At 66.8% G+C, this 16,377-nt stretch carries 9 protein-coding genes; 4 read left to right on the forward strand and 5 right to left on the reverse strand.

The features are described from left to right. Positions 1-110 precede the first annotated feature (110 nt). From E5A74_RS08855 to E5A74_RS08870, 4 genes are all read right to left on the reverse strand, one after another. Positions 111-1,919 (reverse strand): glycoside hydrolase family 9 protein, encoded by a 1,809-nt coding sequence (locus E5A74_RS08855; RefSeq protein WP_135983923.1) that lies wholly within the window; start codon positions 1,917-1,919, stop codon positions 111-113. A gap of 160 nt (positions 1,920-2,079) precedes the next feature. Further along, positions 2,080-3,780: a glycoside hydrolase family 43 protein gene (locus E5A74_RS08860; protein WP_135983924.1), complete on the reverse strand. Its 1,701-nt coding sequence runs from the start codon at positions 3,778-3,780 to the stop codon at positions 2,080-2,082. Next, positions 3,777-5,279, reverse strand: a complete 1,503-nt coding sequence (locus E5A74_RS08865) for a tryptophan halogenase family protein (protein ID WP_135983926.1) — start codon at positions 5,277-5,279, stop codon at positions 3,777-3,779. The genes E5A74_RS08860 and E5A74_RS08865 overlap by 4 nt, the downstream gene beginning before the upstream one ends. Then, complete coding sequence (locus E5A74_RS08870) at positions 5,276-6,784, reverse strand: tryptophan halogenase family protein (protein WP_135983928.1); 1,509 nt, start codon at positions 6,782-6,784, stop codon at positions 5,276-5,278. Before E5A74_RS08870 ends, E5A74_RS08865 begins: the two co-directional genes overlap by 4 nt. A 264-nt stretch (positions 6,785-7,048) precedes the next feature. Between E5A74_RS08870 and E5A74_RS08875 the strand changes: the two genes are divergently transcribed. Further along, a complete protein-coding gene (locus E5A74_RS08875; RefSeq protein WP_166745704.1) occupies positions 7,049-10,411 on the forward strand; it encodes a TonB-dependent receptor in 3,363 nt (1,120 codons plus the stop codon). Between the two features lie 201 nt (positions 10,412-10,612). Next, positions 10,613-11,623, forward strand: a complete 1,011-nt coding sequence (locus tag E5A74_RS08880) for a cupin-like domain-containing protein (RefSeq protein WP_135983932.1) — start codon at positions 10,613-10,615, stop codon at positions 11,621-11,623. 72 nt (positions 11,624-11,695) lie between these two features. Here the strand turns inward: E5A74_RS08880 and E5A74_RS08885 are convergent, their stop codons facing one another. Further along, positions 11,696-13,858 carry an alpha-glucuronidase family glycosyl hydrolase gene (locus E5A74_RS08885; protein WP_135983934.1) on the reverse strand — a complete coding sequence of 721 codons (2,163 nt, stop codon included), beginning with the start codon at positions 13,856-13,858 and terminating at the stop codon, positions 11,696-11,698. A gap of 112 nt (positions 13,859-13,970) precedes the next feature. On the opposite strand from E5A74_RS08885, the gene manD reads away from it, so the two are divergent. Both manD and E5A74_RS08895 read left to right on the forward strand, forming a co-directional pair. Then, on the forward strand, positions 13,971-15,194 hold the full coding sequence (gene manD / locus E5A74_RS08890) for a D-mannonate dehydratase ManD (protein WP_135983935.1): 1,224 nt from the start codon (positions 13,971-13,973) through the stop codon (positions 15,192-15,194). A 10-nt stretch (positions 15,195-15,204) separates the two neighbouring features. Further along, the gene (locus tag E5A74_RS08895) at positions 15,205-16,347 is read left to right on the forward strand and encodes an endo-1,4-beta-xylanase (protein ID WP_135983938.1); all 1,143 of its coding nucleotides are present in this window, start codon (positions 15,205-15,207) and stop codon (positions 16,345-16,347) included. The last annotated feature ends 30 nt before the right edge of the window (positions 16,348-16,377 follow it).

Genomic DNA, 16,377 nt, shown 5'->3' on the forward strand with positions numbered 1-16,377 from the left:
TGGCGCCGAAGGCGACGGAGGGGGCGTCTCGGCGAGTGATACGCTTGCGGCCAAGCCCCTCCACCAGCTTCGCTGGTCCCCCTCCCCCGCTGCGCGAGGGAGGATTTTGCTCAGCTATCCAGCCAAGCCGCGACCCAGAACAGCGGCGCGTTCCAGTTGATGGCGACTTCGTTCATCGAATAGGCGTGGATGTCGTCGACCCAGCAGGTCTGCGGCGCGCATTTGCCGCGCATCGTCCTGGCCACATCGTCGCTCATCGCAGTCGAGTTGGGACCGCCCGAAAGCACGCCCGGCGGCGGCCCAGGCAGCTTCGCATCGAGGCTGTGCGCCCAGAAGCGGTGGTGCGGGTTCATCATCGGCCGCGCGCCATAGCCGCTGACATAGGATCGGCCGAGCGGGTTGCGGCCGAGGACATAGTCGATCGCGGCGACCACGCCGGCGCGATACTTCGCCTCGCCGGTGAAGTCGTGCGCCAGCCCGAGCAGCATCGCGCGGTTGAGCAGGTTCGAGTTCGAGCCCCATGGATAGCCGCTCGCGACATAGGGGATGCCATAGCCATTGCCCCGTTCGTCGGCGAGGAAGCGGTCCGCCGCGGCGACGATCGCCGCGCGCAGCCGCGCTCGTTCGACCTTGGGCAGCACATAGCCGGGCAAGGCGAGCGTGATCGTGCCCAAGGTCGCGGTGCTCGGCCAGCCGGGCTCGCGCAGCTCGGCGCGGAAATGCGGCGACGCCGTCACCGCGTCGCGATATTCTGCGGAGCCGGTGGTGGCGAGCAGCTCGGCCGCGGCCCAGTAGAACTCGTCCGAGACGTCGCCGTCGCCATAGCCGCCGCTGCCGGTGAAGCTGTTGGTGGCATAGACTTCGGGGTTGCGCTTCGCCGCCTTCCACGCGCGCTCGGCGGCGGCGAGGCAGCGCGCGGCGAACGCATTGTCGACGCCGCGCCAGACCCGGGCGCATTGCGCGGCGGTGGCGGCCAGATTGAGCGTCGCGGCGGTGGTCGGCGGATACACCAGCCGCTCCTCGGGATCGTTCTGCGGCGGCATCGGCAACCCGGTCCAGTTGCGGTCGGCGACCTTCTGATGCGCCATTCCACCGGCATCGATCCCGGCGAAATCGGCGGGCTCGCGCTCCCATGCCGGCCTTCCCGCCCTGGCTGGCCTGGGCGCGCCGGCGGGGACACGGGTCCGCACGCCGTCGGGGATCTGCATGCGGAGCAGGAATTCCATCTCGTAGCGCGCTTCGTCGAGCAGGTCGTTCGCTGCGTTGCCGGCTTCGGGGAACTCGCGGCGGGCATGGGCCAGCGCGGCCGCGTGACGCTCGCGGGCGTTGAGCAAGGTCCATAGCGAAATCCCGCCGTTGACGACATATTTGCCGTGATCGCCGGCATCGTACCAGCCGCCGGTGACGTCGAGCGCATACGCGCAACCGGGCCATTCGATGCCGCGCTCGTCCTTCCCCGCGAAGCATTTCGCGACTTCCTTGGGATGGCCGGCCGGGCGCGCCCAGGTCGCGCCGACGACGCGTGCCTCGATCGGAACGCCGGCGCGCTGGTGGTAGAAAAAGGCGAGCGCGTCTTTTGCCAATGGGACGTAGAGGCGCGAGCGGATCGCGAAGGGATCGCTGCGGGCATCGCCCACCACGATGCGATAGCCCTCGCCTGCCGTCCGGACGTCGCTGAAGTCGATCCGCTGCACCTTGGCACCCGAGGCGGGATCGTCGCCATAGGGCTGGCCCCTGCCCCGCTTCACTTCGCGCCCCCCCGCGTCGACCACTGCCCATTCGACCGGCGCGCCGCTCGCCTGCACGATCGCGGTCTTGGCGTCGGCGGGCTCGAAGCCGAGCTGGTTGAGATGGATCGACGGCGAGGAATCGGCCGCGCCGAGCGTGAGGGCGGTGGCGGCGAGGAGGAGGGTGCGCATGGGGTTATCCGATCTCGCTGTTTTGTCCGTCATCCCGGCCTTGGGCCGGGATCCACCAAGCCTCCCCGGCTTGATTTGAACCGCTGGTCCGGCGCCCGCCTCCCGGTGGATCCCGGCCCAAGGCCGGGATGACGGTTGGGAGGTGCGGCTCCGCCGACCATCATTCGCCGCTTCCCGCGAAAATGCCGAAGGTCGAGCCGATGAACCCACCGGCGACCTTGGTGGTCAGCGCGTCCGTCGTGAGCCGGGTCAGCGGTCGCCAGGCCAGCATCGGCGTGTCGGGGCTGCCGAGCAGGCGGGCATAGGAAAAGGCATAGCGATTGCCCTGCACTTCTATGCGCAGCGCGAGCGGCTTGCCCGGCGCGATGCCGAAGCTGGCGGCATCGACCGCGGCGATCGTCTCCCCCGCTGCGGCCGCGTCCGGCCCCTCGCGGCGATCGAGCGCGACGACCAGCTTGCCGGCGACCTGCTTCAGCCCGAGGAAGAACCAGTAATCGTCGTTCTGGAACACCGCGATCCCGGCGCGGTCGCCGTCCTTTTCCGGCGTGAAGCGCACCACCGTCTCGGCGGCGGCATTGGCATGTTGCTGGCGGCGCGCGAGGAACGACGGATTGCCCTTGTCGCCCAGCCCCACCGGCCGCGCCTGAAGCTGCACCGATCCGTCGGCGAGCGCGAACCAGCTCGTGCGCGGATTGCGCAGCATCATCCAATAAGCGGGCAGCTTCGCCTCGTCGAAGTCGTCGCGCACGGCGAAGCCGCCATTGGTCGGCACCGGCGACGCGGGCTGCGGCGGCAGCGCGGGGCGGGCATGGGTCCACGGAATGGCCTGCCCCGGATCGGTGATCCGCGGCCAGCCATTCTCCCACCGGACCGGCATCAGGAAAGTCTCGCGGCCGGTCGAGTAGAAATCACCCTGATAGGGGCGCACGGCAAGAAACGTCGCCCACCATTTGCCGTCGGGGGTGGTGACGAGCTGGGCGTGGCCGGCCGAGGTGATCGGGTTCGCCCGGTCGCGCGGCAAATCGCGCTGGGTGAGGATCGGATTGTCGGGATTGGCCTCGTACGGGCCGGTGACGGTCTTCGAACGCAGGATGACCTGGCTATGGCCCTCCGCGGTGCCGCCCTCGGCGCAGCTCAGATAATACCAGCCGTCCTTTTTTAAGATGTGCGGCCCCTCGATCCAGATCGGCTTTTTCGAGAAGTCGACTCCGCCGTTCACCAGCACCGTGCGCGGGCCGATCGTCTTGAGCGTCTTGAGGTCGAATTGCTGGATCCAGATCGCGCGGTGGCCCTGATATTCGGGCGCGCCCTCGGGCGGGCCGTTGTTGAGGATCCACGTCTTGCCGTCCGCGTCGAAGAACAGCGAGGGATCGATCCCGCCCTCGAGATCGGGGAGCCACACCGGATCGGACCACGGCCCCGCGGGGTTCTTCGCGCTGATCACGAAATTGCCGCCGCAATCGACGCAGGTGTTGAGGATGTAGAAGGTCCCCGCCTTTGCCTGGATCGTCGGCGCGAACACCCCGCGCGACAGGCCGAGCTGCTTGAAGTCGAGCTGCTCCGGCCGATCGATCGCATTGCCGATCTGGGTCCAGCTGACGAGATCGCGGCTGTGGAAGACCGGGATGCCGGGGAAATAGCCGAAGGTCGAGGTGACGAGGTAGAAATCGCTGCCGACACGGGTGACGCCGGGATCGGGATAGAAGCCCTGCAGGATCGGATTGCGATATTCGCCCGGGCCGGGCTGGTGCGCGCGATCGACCGGGTCTTCGCCGCGATATTGGAACCAGTCGAAGCTGGCGACCGGCTGCGCGGCGGCCGGGCTGGCGAGGAGGAGGGCGAGCGGTGCCAGCGATTTCATGCCGCGCAATGCTCCCGAACGAAGTCGCGATGGCTGGGCATGTAGTCCGCCGAGTTGGCGATCGCCTCACGGATATGCGCGAGGCGTGATCGGGTTTCGTCGAGGCTCATGATCTCCGCAACCGGATCGAAGCCCTGCGGCCGCATCAGCTGGCCGTGCATCACCGCGAACCAGCTGGTGTCGTTGAACAGCTCCTCATTCTCGCGGAAGGCGCGGCCATGGCTGCGGAAGACGCGCATCTTCTCGGCCAGCCGCTCGGGAATCTCCATCGTCCGGCAATAATCCCAGAAGGGAGAATCGTCGCGCTCGGTGGCGTGATAATGGAGGATGATGAAGTCGCGGATCTCCTCGTAGTCGGTGATCATGATCCGGTTGTAGCGATCGATATCGGCCTGGTTGAAACGCTTGTCGGGGAACATCGTCAGGAAGCGCGACAGGCCGCTCTGGATCAGCCAGATCGCCGTGGATTCGAGCGGCTCGATGAAGCCGCCGGCGAGGCCCAGCGACACGCAATTCTTGATCCACAGCTTGTTGCGGTGCCCGGTGCGGAACGGGACGGTGCGCGGATCGGCGAGCGGCTTGCCGTCGAGATTGGCGAGCAAAGTCGCGGTCGCCTCGTCGTCGGAGATGTATTTCGAGCAGAAGACATGGCCGTTGCCGGTGCGGTGCTGGAGCGGGATGCGCCACTGCCAGCCGGCCTTGTGCGCGGTCGAGCGCGTATAGGGTGTCCAAGCGTCGACGCTCTCGCACGGCACCGCGATCGCGCGGTCGCAGGGGAGCCAGTGCGACCAGTCGGTGAAGCCGGCCTTGAGTGCCTGTTCGATGATCAGCCCACGAAAGCCCGAGCAGTCGACGAACAGATCGCCTTCGATCGCGGCGCCATCCTCCATCACCACCGATTCGACGAACCCGTCCGCGCCGCGCAGCCTGACCTCGACGATCTTGCCCTCGCGGCGGACGACGCCGCGTTCCTCGGCATAGCCGCGCAGGAAGCGGGCATAGAGGCCTGCGTCGAAATGAAAGGCATAGGGGATTTCGGAGAGCGGCGAATTGCCCGCATCGATCGGGCGCATGAACTTGTTGGTGCGGCTGGCCGCGGCCTGGAGCGACCAATCGTCGATATCGGGGGCCTCGCCGAGCTGGTGGAGGCGGAGGAAATAGGCGTGGAACGAGACGCCTTTCATATCGATGCCGTATTTGCCGAAGGGGTGGAAATAGGTGTGGCCCTGCCGCCCCCAGTTCACGAACTGGATGCCGAGCTTGAAGCTGCCTTGCGTGGCGCGCATGAATTCGTTCTCGTCGAGCCCGAGCATGCGGTTGAAGGTCGCCATCTGGGGAATCGTCGCCTCCCCCACCCCGACGATGCCGATCTCGTCGGATTCGATCAGCGTGACCTTGGCATATTCGGGGCCGAGGATGCGCGCGAAGGTGGCGGCGGCCATCCAGCCGGCGGTGCCGCCGCCGACGATGACGATGTTGCGGATACGGTGATCGGTCATTGGGGTCCCCGGGCAGAGCAATGGCGCGCCAGATATGCCGCATGATCGGGCATGCCCTCGGCGGCGCGGCGAAAGGTGGAGCGGATTCGCTCGAGCATCGCGGCGAGCTGGCCGGCATCGAGCGCATCGGCGAGCGGATCCCAGCCTTGCGGGGTGATCCCCTGCCCCAGCATCACTGCGATCCAGCTGGTCTCGGCGAACAGCTCGTCCTCGCGGCGGAAGACGCGGCCGCGGTTGCGGAACAAGTCGATGCGGCGCGCGAGGCTGTCGGGCACGTCCATCTCGCGGACCTGACGCCAGAGCGGCTCGTCGCGGCCGTTCGCTTTGTAGTGGAGGATGACGAAGTCGCGGACCTGCTCATACTGGGTGCGGGTGAAATCGTTATAGCTGTCGCGCTCGGCATCGCCCCAGCCGCGATCGGGGAACAGCGCGAGCAGCCGCGAGATGCCCGCCTGGATCAAGTGGATGCTGGTCGATTCGAGCGGCTCGAGAAAGCCGCCCGACAGGCCGATCGCGATGACGTTGCGGTTCCACGCCTGCTTGCGGCGCCCGGTGGTGAAGCGCAGTGGGCGCGGATCGGCGAGCGGCGCGCCCTCGAGATTGGCGAGAAGGGTTGCCGCGGCCTCGTCGTCGGAGACGTGCGCGCTCGAATAGACATAGCCATTGCCCATGCGGTGCTGGAGCGGGATGCGCCATTGCCAGCCGGCGGCGCGCGCGGTGCAGCGGGTATAGGGCGTCAGCGGTCCGGCATTGGCGGTCGGCACCGCGAGCGCGCGATCGCACGGCAGCCAATGCGTCCATTCCTCATAGCCGGTGTGGAGCGCTTCCTCGATCAGCAGCCCGCGAAAGCCCGAGCAATCGATGAACAGCTCGCCTTCGAGGCGGCTGCCGTCCTCGAGCATCACCGCCTCGACGAAACCGTCGGCGCCGCGGAGCGACACTTCGGTGATCTTGCCCTCGCGCCGGACGACGCCGCGTGCCTCGGCATAGCCGCGCAGATAGCGCGCGTAGAGCGAGGCGTCGAAATGATAGGCCTGGACGAGGCGCGACAGCGGCGAGGAGGGATCGTTCGCCGGCGCGGCGTAGCGATTGGCCCGCGCGGCGACGGCGCACAGGCTATAGTCGTCGAGCGGGGCGGCGTTTCCCGCGGCATGGAGCCGCTGCCAGACCTGGTGGAACTTCACGCCCTCGATATCGAAGCCATAGTCGCCGAACGGATGGAGATAGCGATGCCCGGAGGCGTTCCAGTCGACGAACTCGATGCCGAGCTTCATCGAGCCTTGGGTGTGCGCGAGAAAGTGATTTTCGTCGATGCCAAGCATCGCATTGAAGGTGCGGATCGGCGGGATCGTCGCCTCGCCTACCCCCACCGTGCCGATCGCCTCCGATTCGACGAGGGTGACCTGCACCCCGGCACGCACCAGCCGCGCCAGCGCCGCGCCGGTCATCCAGCCCGCAGTGCCCCCGCCGACGATGACGACGCTTCGAATCGCCGCTGCGCTCATCGACGAAACGGCCGATCGGCTGATCCGGACAAATTTTCCTCCCCGTACGCGATGTTAGCGCTCCCACATTCTGGACCGACGCCGCGTCGGCTGGGAGTTTTCTTCGTTGCATCGCAGCAAAACCGTTGCAAAATCAGCACATACACCCGGCATTGTCACTATCTCTCTTGATCTTTGCCGCGAATCTCCTCTACCCAAGTCACATAACTACAACAATTGGCGCCAACGAATGGTAGCGCTAACATGGGAGGAGGGGGACGCTTGATGCGCAAGCACGTCATTCATGCATCTGATAACGCTGCGAAACTAAAGTCGGGGCTGCTCCGCGCGGGTGTCTCCGCGGCGGCATTGTGCCTGTTCGGGGCGGGCACGGCTTGGGCGCAAACCGAAGGCGCCGCGGCGCAGACCGCGCCTGCCGCGCAGGACGACGGGGCGACCGCGCAGACCGACGACGAGATCGTCGTCCAGGGCTATCGCCAGTCGCTGCAGAGCGCGCAGCAGCTCAAGAAGAATTCGGACGTGATCGTCGACTCGGTGACCGCCGAGGACATCGGCGCGCTTCCCGATCGCTCGGTCACCGAGACGCTGCAGCGTATCCCGGGCGTGGCGATCAACCGCTTCGCCGCCGGCGTCGATCCCGATCACTTCTCGGTCGAGGGCTCGGGCGTCGTCGTCCGCGGCCTCACCTATGTCCGCTCGGAGTTCAACGGCCGCGAGGCGTTCAGCGCCAATAACGGCCGCGCGCTGAGCTTCGCCGACGTGCCGTCGGAGCTGATGGGCGGCGTCGACGTGTTCAAATCGCCTTCAGCGGACCGCATCGAGGGCGGCATCGCCGGCGTGGTCAATCTGCGCACGCGCACGCCGTTCGACAGCAAGGGCCTCCTCCTCGCGGCTTCGGCCGAGATGAACTATGGCGACTTCCAGAAGGATCCGGGCGCCAATCTCAACGTCATCGTCAGCAATCGCTGGCAGACCGGGATCGGCGAGTTCGGCCTGCTCGCCAGCGCTTCCTATTCGAACCTGAAGAGCCGCGCCGACCGTTTGCAGGTGTCGAGCTTCCGCATCCGCAACCTCTATTCGGACGGGGATGTCATCGCCAATGGCGGCACCACCCAGACCGGGCGGGTGCTCTTTCCGCGCGGCGCGGTGCTGGGCAGCCAGGAATTCGATCGCACCCGCTACGGCTATTCGGCCGCCGCGCAGTGGCGCAGCAACGACGGCTCGATGGAAGCCGTGTTCCAGTTCCTGCGTTCCGACGCGCGTCAGGCGTGGAGCGAGCACACCGTCGAGATCGCGACCGACAACGTCTCGAACAACGGCGATTCGCGCCGCGTTCCGGGCACGACGCTGCAATTCGACGAGGACGGCCTGTTCGCCAGCGGCACGATCACCGGCCCGACCGGCTGGCGCGCCGACCAGAATATCGGCAGCGGCAACAGCGGGCTGATCCCGCGCGTGCCGATGCTGGGTCTGCAGAGCAACAACATCGCCCGCCAGCACAACGAGAAGCTGGTCACCGACGATTACGGCTTCAACTTCAAATGGGACGTCAGCGAGCGGCTGGGGTTCAATTTCGACTATCAGCACGTCAAGTCGAGCAGCTACATCCTCGACAACACGCTGTGGAACTCGACCTATCAGAACGCGTCGATCCAGCTGAACGGCAGCGACTATCCGAACATCCAGTTCCTGCCGCCGCAGGTCTGCAGCGGTCCCGCGGCGAATTCGCAGAACCCGCCGGGCACCGACAATGACTGCCGCACCGGCGGTAATCCCAACCAGTATATGCCGAACTATTTCGGCGCGGGGCACACCAGCTTCACCGATCCGTTCAACAGCTTCCCGCGCGCCGCGATGGATCACCTCGAGGACAGCGACGGCAATTCGGATGCGGCGCGTGTCGACCTCGAATACAGCTTCCCCGACGGCGGCTTCCTGAAGTCGATCAAGGCGGGCGCGCGCTATGCCGACCGCCAGCAGACGGCACGCTTCTCGACCTATAACTGGGGCCGGCTGTCGGAGCAGTGGGGCAATAACGGTCCGGTCTGGCTCGACGAGAATGTCGATGGGGTGCCCGGCGGCAACGGCGGCACGCCGCAGCTGATCGGCTCGAACGTCCCCTATTATTTCGACAATTTCTTCCAGGGCCAGGCGCCCAACCCGCTCGCCGGGCAAGGACGCCTGTTCTACGGACCGGACACGATCAAGAACTACGACCAGTATGTCGCCTATGCGTCGCTGGTGAACAACGAGTGGGAGGCGCGCGTCGCCAACTGCCCGAGCGACACCAAGCTGCGTAACGGCGGCTGGAACCCGCTTGCCAATCGCTGCGGCGTGGTGCCGGGCACGTGGTTCCTGCCGGGCGAGATCAATCCGATCCGCGAGACCAACAAGGCCGCGTACATCATGGCGCGGTTCGACAACGAGTTCGGCAACGGCATGCGCCTCTCGGGCAATGTCGGCGTCCGCTACTCGCGGACCGACCGCAACTCGCAGGGCGTGCAGCAATTCACCTATGGCACGACCTATCTGCCGACCGAGGCGACCTGCCTCGCGCCGCCGGCGGACGCATCGCAGGTCGTCCAGGGTTTCTGCGCCTTCCCGGTGGCGACCCGCAATGCGGTGCGGAACTTCCAGAACGGCGCGCTCGTGGAATCGCCCGGCAAGATCAAATATGACTATTGGCTGCCGAGCGCGAACCTCAAGCTCGAAGTGGGCGGCGGGCTCCAGTTCCGCGCGGCCTATTTCAAGGGCATCGCACCGCCGGCAACCGGCCTGATCCGCAACTATGGCGCGATTTCGGTCAACGCGGTGCAGAACACCAATGCCGACGGCACCGCGATCCCGGGCAGCTTCCGCCTCCAGTCGACGGTCAACCGCGGCAATCCGTTCCTGCTCCCGGTCGAAGCCGACAATTTCGACCTGACCGCCGAATGGTATTTCTCGAGCGTCGGCCAGCTCACGGTCTCGGGCTTCTACAAGCGCCTGAAGAACGTGCTGACCAACACCACGGTGCGCACGACCAACACCAACAACGGCGCCTCGTTCGACTCGGTGGTGACCCAGCCGGGCAACGCTTCGGAAACGGGCACGATCAAGGGCGTCGAAGTCGCCTATCAGCAGACCTTCGACTTCCTGCCGGGCTTCCTCAAGGGCCTCGGCCTGCAGGCGAACTACACCTATATCGACTCGAGCGGCGTGCCCCAGAGCACGCTTTCCGAGACCGATCCGGACGTGGGCGCCGGCCGCGTGACGACGGTGGATCTCGCCAGCCTGCCGCTGCAGGGCCTGTCGAAGCACAACTTCAACCTGACGCCGTTCATCGACGTCGGCCCGCTCTCGCTGCGTGCGACCTATTCGTGGCGGTCGGACTTCCTGCTGACCATCCGCGACGTGATCGTGCCGAACGATCCGATCATCAACAAGGCGACCGGTCAGCTCGACGCGTCGATCTTCTATGCCCTGTCGGACAATGTGAAGATCGGCATCCAAGGATCGAACCTGCTCAACGAAGTGGTCAAGACCACCGCGGTGGTCACCGGGCTCGACGGAGAGAACACCGAGGTGCCGCGCGGCTGGTACATGAACGATCGGCGCATCGCGGGCATCATGCGCTTCACCTTCTGATCGCTTCCCTCGTTACACCCTGCCCTGGCGCCGCTGGTTCTCCCCGCGGCGCCATTTTTTTGCTTCCGCCGCGCAGCTCTGCTGCTCCGGCGAAGGCCGGAGCGTTGGCGGCGAGCGCCAGACCGGACTGCAAGGGCTCCGGCCTTCGCCGGAGCTCGGCAAAACTCGCGATTGGGTCATGATTTACGCTAGGACTGTCGAATGACGCCGACCCCCATCCGCGAGATAACGCTCCCCGACGCCGCGGCTTTCCAGCGCGATGTGGTGGACGGCTATGCGCCGGTGGTGATGCGCGGGCTGGTGCGCGACTGGCCGGTGGTGCGCGCGGGGGACGAGTCCGTCGAGGCGATCGCGGCGCATCTGCTCGGCTTCGATCGCGGCGCTTCGGCGGAGGCGTTCGTCGGCGCGCCCGAGATCGCCGGACGATTCTTCTACGCGCCTGACCTGAAGGGCTTCAATTTCGAGCGGCGGCGCGGCAGCTTCGTCGATCTGCTGCGCTATCTGACCGGAATCGTCGGCAAGGAGGATGCGCCGTCGGTCTATGCCGGCGCGCTGGAAACCGCGCAGATGCTGCCGGGCTTCGCCGAGGCCAATCCCCTGCCCCTGCTCGCCGGGCTCGATGCGCCGCCACGGATCTGGCTGGGCAACCGCTCGATCATCTCCACCCATTTCGACGCATCGGACAATGTCGCCTGCGTCGTCGCGGGACGGCGGCGCTTCACGCTGTTTCCGCCCGACCAGATCCACAATCTCTATGTCGGGCCGCTCGACCATACCGTGGCCGGCCAGCCGACCAGCATGGTCGAGCTCAACGCCCCCGATTTCGAACGTTTTCCGCGCTTCCGCGAGGCCTTGGCGGCGGCGCAAACCGCCGAGCTCGAACCCGGCGACGCGCTCTACATTCCGGCACTGTGGTGGCACCAGATCGAGGCGCTCGCGCCGTTCAACGCTCTCGTCAACTATTGGTGGAACGACAGCCCCGACGCGTCGGCGCGGTTCGACGCGATGGTGCACGCGGTGCTGACGCTGAGCCATTTGCCGCCCGAGCGGCGCGCGGCCTGGGCGGCGATGTTCGACACCTTCGTGTTCCGCGAACATGGCGACCCCGCGGCGCATCTCGCGGACGGCCAGCGCGGCGTGCTGGGCGCGCCGACCGCCCAGCTGCGCCAGTATATCAAGGCCTATCTGATACGCGGGTTGGGGCGGCCCTAGCCGCCCGCCACGCCGCTCCGGCGAAAGGCCGGCGGCTACCAACGCCGCTGCCTTCGCCGGCACGCCGCCGGGCTATTTGCCGTTGCCCGGCGCATAGGGCGTCTTGATCGCCTTGTACCAGTCGAGATCGTGCGGCGGGGCGGCATGGCCGGTGGGGAGCGAGCGTTTCGAGACCGACTGGAAATAGGCGATCGAAGCGTCCCGCCACCAGCCGGCTTCCTGCCGCTGGATCGCGAGGAAGTCGCGGACCTCCGACCAGCGAGCGTCGTCGACCTTGCCCTTGAGGCCTTCCCAGCTGGCCTGCATCGCCGCGACCGTGCCGACGCCGCGATCGTAATGCGTGACGAGCTCGTCCCACAGGCTGCGCCCCGAGCGGGTGCGATAGTCCCAGGGTACATGGTGAAACCAGAGCAGGAACTGCTCGGGGACGCGCTTGACGTCGCCGAACTGCGCGGCGACCTCGGGCGCGTATTGCGCGACGGCATTGGTGCCGGTCGCGGTGCGGTCGAAGCCGATCCCGACGGCATCGGCCTTGTGGTAATAGACCGGGTTCCATTCGGGCCGGGCGAGATCGGCGATCCACGGGCCGGGACCGTGATGATGCCCGGTCGCCATCAGATGGCCGAGCCCGAGCGGGGTCATGTAGTTCACCACGGCTTCGCGCGAGCCCATCATCATCGCCACGATCGGATCGACGATCGCGGGGTCGCTCCCCCACGTCATCGCCGCCCAGTCGCGCGCGATCGGCTCGGCGCGCGCCTCGGGGTTCCAGGCGAAACGGCCGAACGCGTACCAGTTCGCCTGATCGAATTGCGATCCCGACCAGTTGAAGTCGCTGCCGATATTGGCGACGCCGGCCATGCCGGTCGCTGCGCCGGGCTCGACGGGAGTCTCGAGCACGCGGGCGACGGTCCAGCCCCTGGTCGGGCGGAAGGTGTCGGCCTGCAGCGCCTCCTCCCACATCGTGCCGAGGTAAGCGAGATGGGTGGCGAAGCCGAGATATTCCTTGGTGATCTGGAATTCCATCATCAGCGGGGTGCGCGGCATCGCCCCGAACAGGGGATGGAAAGGCTCGCGCGGCTGGAAGTCGATCGCGCCGTTCTTGACCTGGACGAGAACATTGTCGCGAAACTTGCCGTCGAGCGGCTGGAACTCGGTGTACGCCTGTTTGTGGCGGTCGTCGGGATTCTCGGCGGCATAGACGAAGGCGCGCCACATCACGACGCCGCCGTGCGGAGCGAGCGCGTCGGCGAGCATGTTGGCGCCGTCGGCATGGGTGCGCTTGTAATCGTTGGGGCCGGGCTGGCCCTCGGAATTGGCCTTGACGAGGAAGCCGCCGAAATCGGGGATGACGCGGTAGATCTCCTCGACCTTGGCCTTCCACCACGCCGCCACCTTCGGATCGAGCGGATCGGCGGTCTTGAGCCCGCCCAGCTCGATCGGGGCGGAGAAGCGCGCGGTGAGATAGACCTTGATTCCCCAAGGCCGGAACACCCCGGCGAGCGCCTTGACCTTGGCCAGCCATTCGGGGCGCAGGACGTCGGCATTGGCGTTGACGTTGGTGAGGACGGTGCCGTTGATGCCGATCGAGGCATTGGCGCGGGCATAATCGGTGTAGCGCGGGTCCTTGTGGTCGGGCAGCTTCTGCCAGTCCCAGATCGACTGGCCGGCATAGCCGCGCTCGACATAGCGATCGAGATTGTCCCAGTGATTGAGCACCCGGACCTTGAGCCTGGGCGCGTCGGCGATGTCGAGATTGTCGAGCGACTGACCGAGCTGCACGCGCTTGAGGAACGCGAAGACGCCATAGAGGACGCCGACGTCCTGATTGGCGGCGATGACGGTGATGCGGGCGCCCGCGGCGGTGGTCGCGCTGCGGATGAGATAGCCTTCGGCGCCTAGCTTGGCCAAAGGCAGTCCGAGCGCCGCGACGATCGGCGAGCTTTGCGGCGTGCCGATGACGACCGCGCCGTTGCGCATCGCCGATCCCGCCACGGCGAAACTATGGGGGGCGAGCATCGCGCTCATTCCGCGACGGAGCTCCTCCGTTGCAGCGGCGAGCGTGGGACTATTGCCTTCCGCGACGAGATACGCCGCGCGGTGCTGCACCGCGTCGGCCTGCCGGCGATCGAGCGGCTGATAACGCAACCAGAGGTCGTAGCCGGTGTCGGCGCGCGCCGCCTGCGGCACGACAACGCTCAGCAGAAGCAGGAGAAAGGCCAGCAAATGACGCATTTTTATCCTCTCGCTCGCGCGGACTGAAACCGTGCGTTGACAAGCCGATAGCAGCTTGCCCATGGTAGCGCTACCAAGGTCGCGCGCCGATTGCGCATCATAGGAGAGCAACATGGGTGCGCAACGCGCCGAGATCATTTCCGCGCGCGTGATCGTCACCTGCCCCGGCCGCAACTTCGTCACGCTCAGGATCGAGACCCGCGACGGCGTCTATGGTCTCGGTGACGCCACGCTGAACGGGCGCGAGCGCGCGGTGGTGAGCTATCTCGAGGATCATGTGATCCCCTGCCTGATCGGGCGCGACGCGCATCGGATCGAGGATATCTGGCAGTATCTCTACAAGGGCGCCTATTGGCGGCGCGGCCCGGTGACGATGAGCGCGATCGCCGCGGTCGACATGGCGCTGTGGGACATCAAGGGCAAGATCGCCGGGCTGCCGGTCTATCAGTTGCTCGGCGGCGCGAGCCGCGAGGGGTGCATGGTCTATGGCCATGCCAATGGCGCGACGATCGAGGAGACGATCGAGAACGCGATCGCGCATGTCGAGCAGGGCTACAGGGCGGTTCGCCTCCAGTCGGGCGCGCCCGGGCTCAAGGCGACCTATGGCGTCGCCAAGGCCGGCGAGCGCTACGAGCCGGCCGACGGCGCGCTGCCGACCGAGAGCCTGTGGTCGACCGAGAAATATCTGCGCTCGGTCGCGCCGCTGCTCGAAAAGGGCCGCGAGGCGCTCGGCTGGGACGTCCATCTGCTCCACGACATTCATCACCGGCTGACCCCGATCGAGGCGGGCCGGCTCGGCAAGGAGCTCGAGCCCTTTCGCCCCTTCTGGCTCGAGGATCCGACCCCGGCGGAGAACCAGGCCGGCTTCCGGCTGATCCGCCAGCACACTACCGCGCCGATCGCGGTGGGCGAGATCTTCAACACGATCTGGGATGCCAAGCAGCTGATCGAGGAGCAGCTGATCGACTATGTCCGCGCCACCGTCGTCCATGCCGGCGGCCTGACGCATCTGCGCCGCATCGCCGCGCTGGCCGATCTCTATCAGGTCCGCACCGGCTGCCACGGCGCCACCGACCTGTCGCCGGTGAGCATGGCGGCGGCGCTCCATTTCGGCCTGTCGGTGCCCAATTTCGGCATCCAGGAGCTGATGCCGCACACAAAGGAGACCGACGCGGTCTTCCCGCACGCCTATCGCTACGCCGATGGGATGATGCACCCGGGCGACGCGCCGGGGCTCGGCGTCGACATCGATGAGGCGCTGGCCGGGCGCTACGAATACAAGCGCGCCTATCTGCCGGTCGCGCGGCTCGAGGACGGCACCGTCTTCAATTGGTGAGGAGAGAGCGATGACCGGACTGACGCGGCGCGAGATGCTGGCCGCCGCCGCGGCGTGCGGACTCGCCGGGCCCGCTCTCGCCGAGGAGGTACCGCCGTCGCTGAACGCGCTCGCCAAGGCCAGGGGCATGCGCTTCGGCTCGTGCTTCGCGTGGAGCCCGCCGGGAGCGGATGCGGGATCGTTCGCCAATCCGGACTATGCCGCGCTGCTGACACGCGAATGCGGCATCCTCGTCCCCGAGAACGAGTTCAAATGGCAGCGGCTGCGCCCCGATCCGGTGCGCTTCGACGTCAGCCGCTTCGCCGAGATGCTCGACTTTGCCGAGGCGAAGGGCAAGGCGATGCGCGGCCACACCTTGCTGTGGCACAAGGCGCAATATTTCCCGAAATGGCTGCGCGACCATGATTTCGGTGCCAATCCGCGCGCCGCGGCCGCGAAGCTGCTGACCGACCATATCCGCACGCTGTGCCGGCTCTATGGCGACCGGATCGTCAGCTTCGACGTGGTCAACGAGACGATCGACGAGAAGACCGGACTGCAGCGCGAGACCTCGCTGTCGAAGGCGTTTGGCGACGCCGATGCGATGACTGACCTCGCCTTCCACACCGCGCGCGAACACGCCCCCGGAGCCGAGCTGGTCTACAACGACTATATGAGCTGGGAGCCCGGCAACGCCACGCACCGCGCCGGCGTGCTCAAATTGCTCGAGGGTTTCCGCAAACGGAAGGTCCCCGTCGACGCGCTGGGCGTGCAATCCCACATCGGAGTCTATGACCGCGACGTGCGCGGATCGGCCGCGCGGCAGGAGGGCGACTGGCGGCGCTTCCTCGATGCGGTGACGGCGATGGGCTACGGCCTCGTCATCACCGAGCTCGACGTCAACGACAAGGGCTTGCCCAAGGACGAAGCGGTGCGCGATGCGAGCGTCGCCGCCTATGCCGACGCCTATCTCGAAATCATGTTCGCCTATCCGCAGCTGCGCGATGTGCTCGTCTGGGGCATGTGCGACAAATATGGCTGGCTGAACGGCTTCAGCCCGCGCGCCGACGGCAGCATCAAACGCGCCACGCCTTATGATGCGCGGTTCCGCGCCAAGCCGCTGCGCGAGACGATCGCGCGGCGCTTTGCCGCGGCGGCGCCGCGTTCTGCCTGAATGGGCCCGCCGCGCGTCGGCTTGCGTTCA

The sequence above is a fragment of the Sphingomonas naasensis genome, assembly GCF_004792695.1.
Taxonomy (GTDB): domain Bacteria; phylum Pseudomonadota; class Alphaproteobacteria; order Sphingomonadales; family Sphingomonadaceae; genus Sphingomonas; species Sphingomonas naasensis.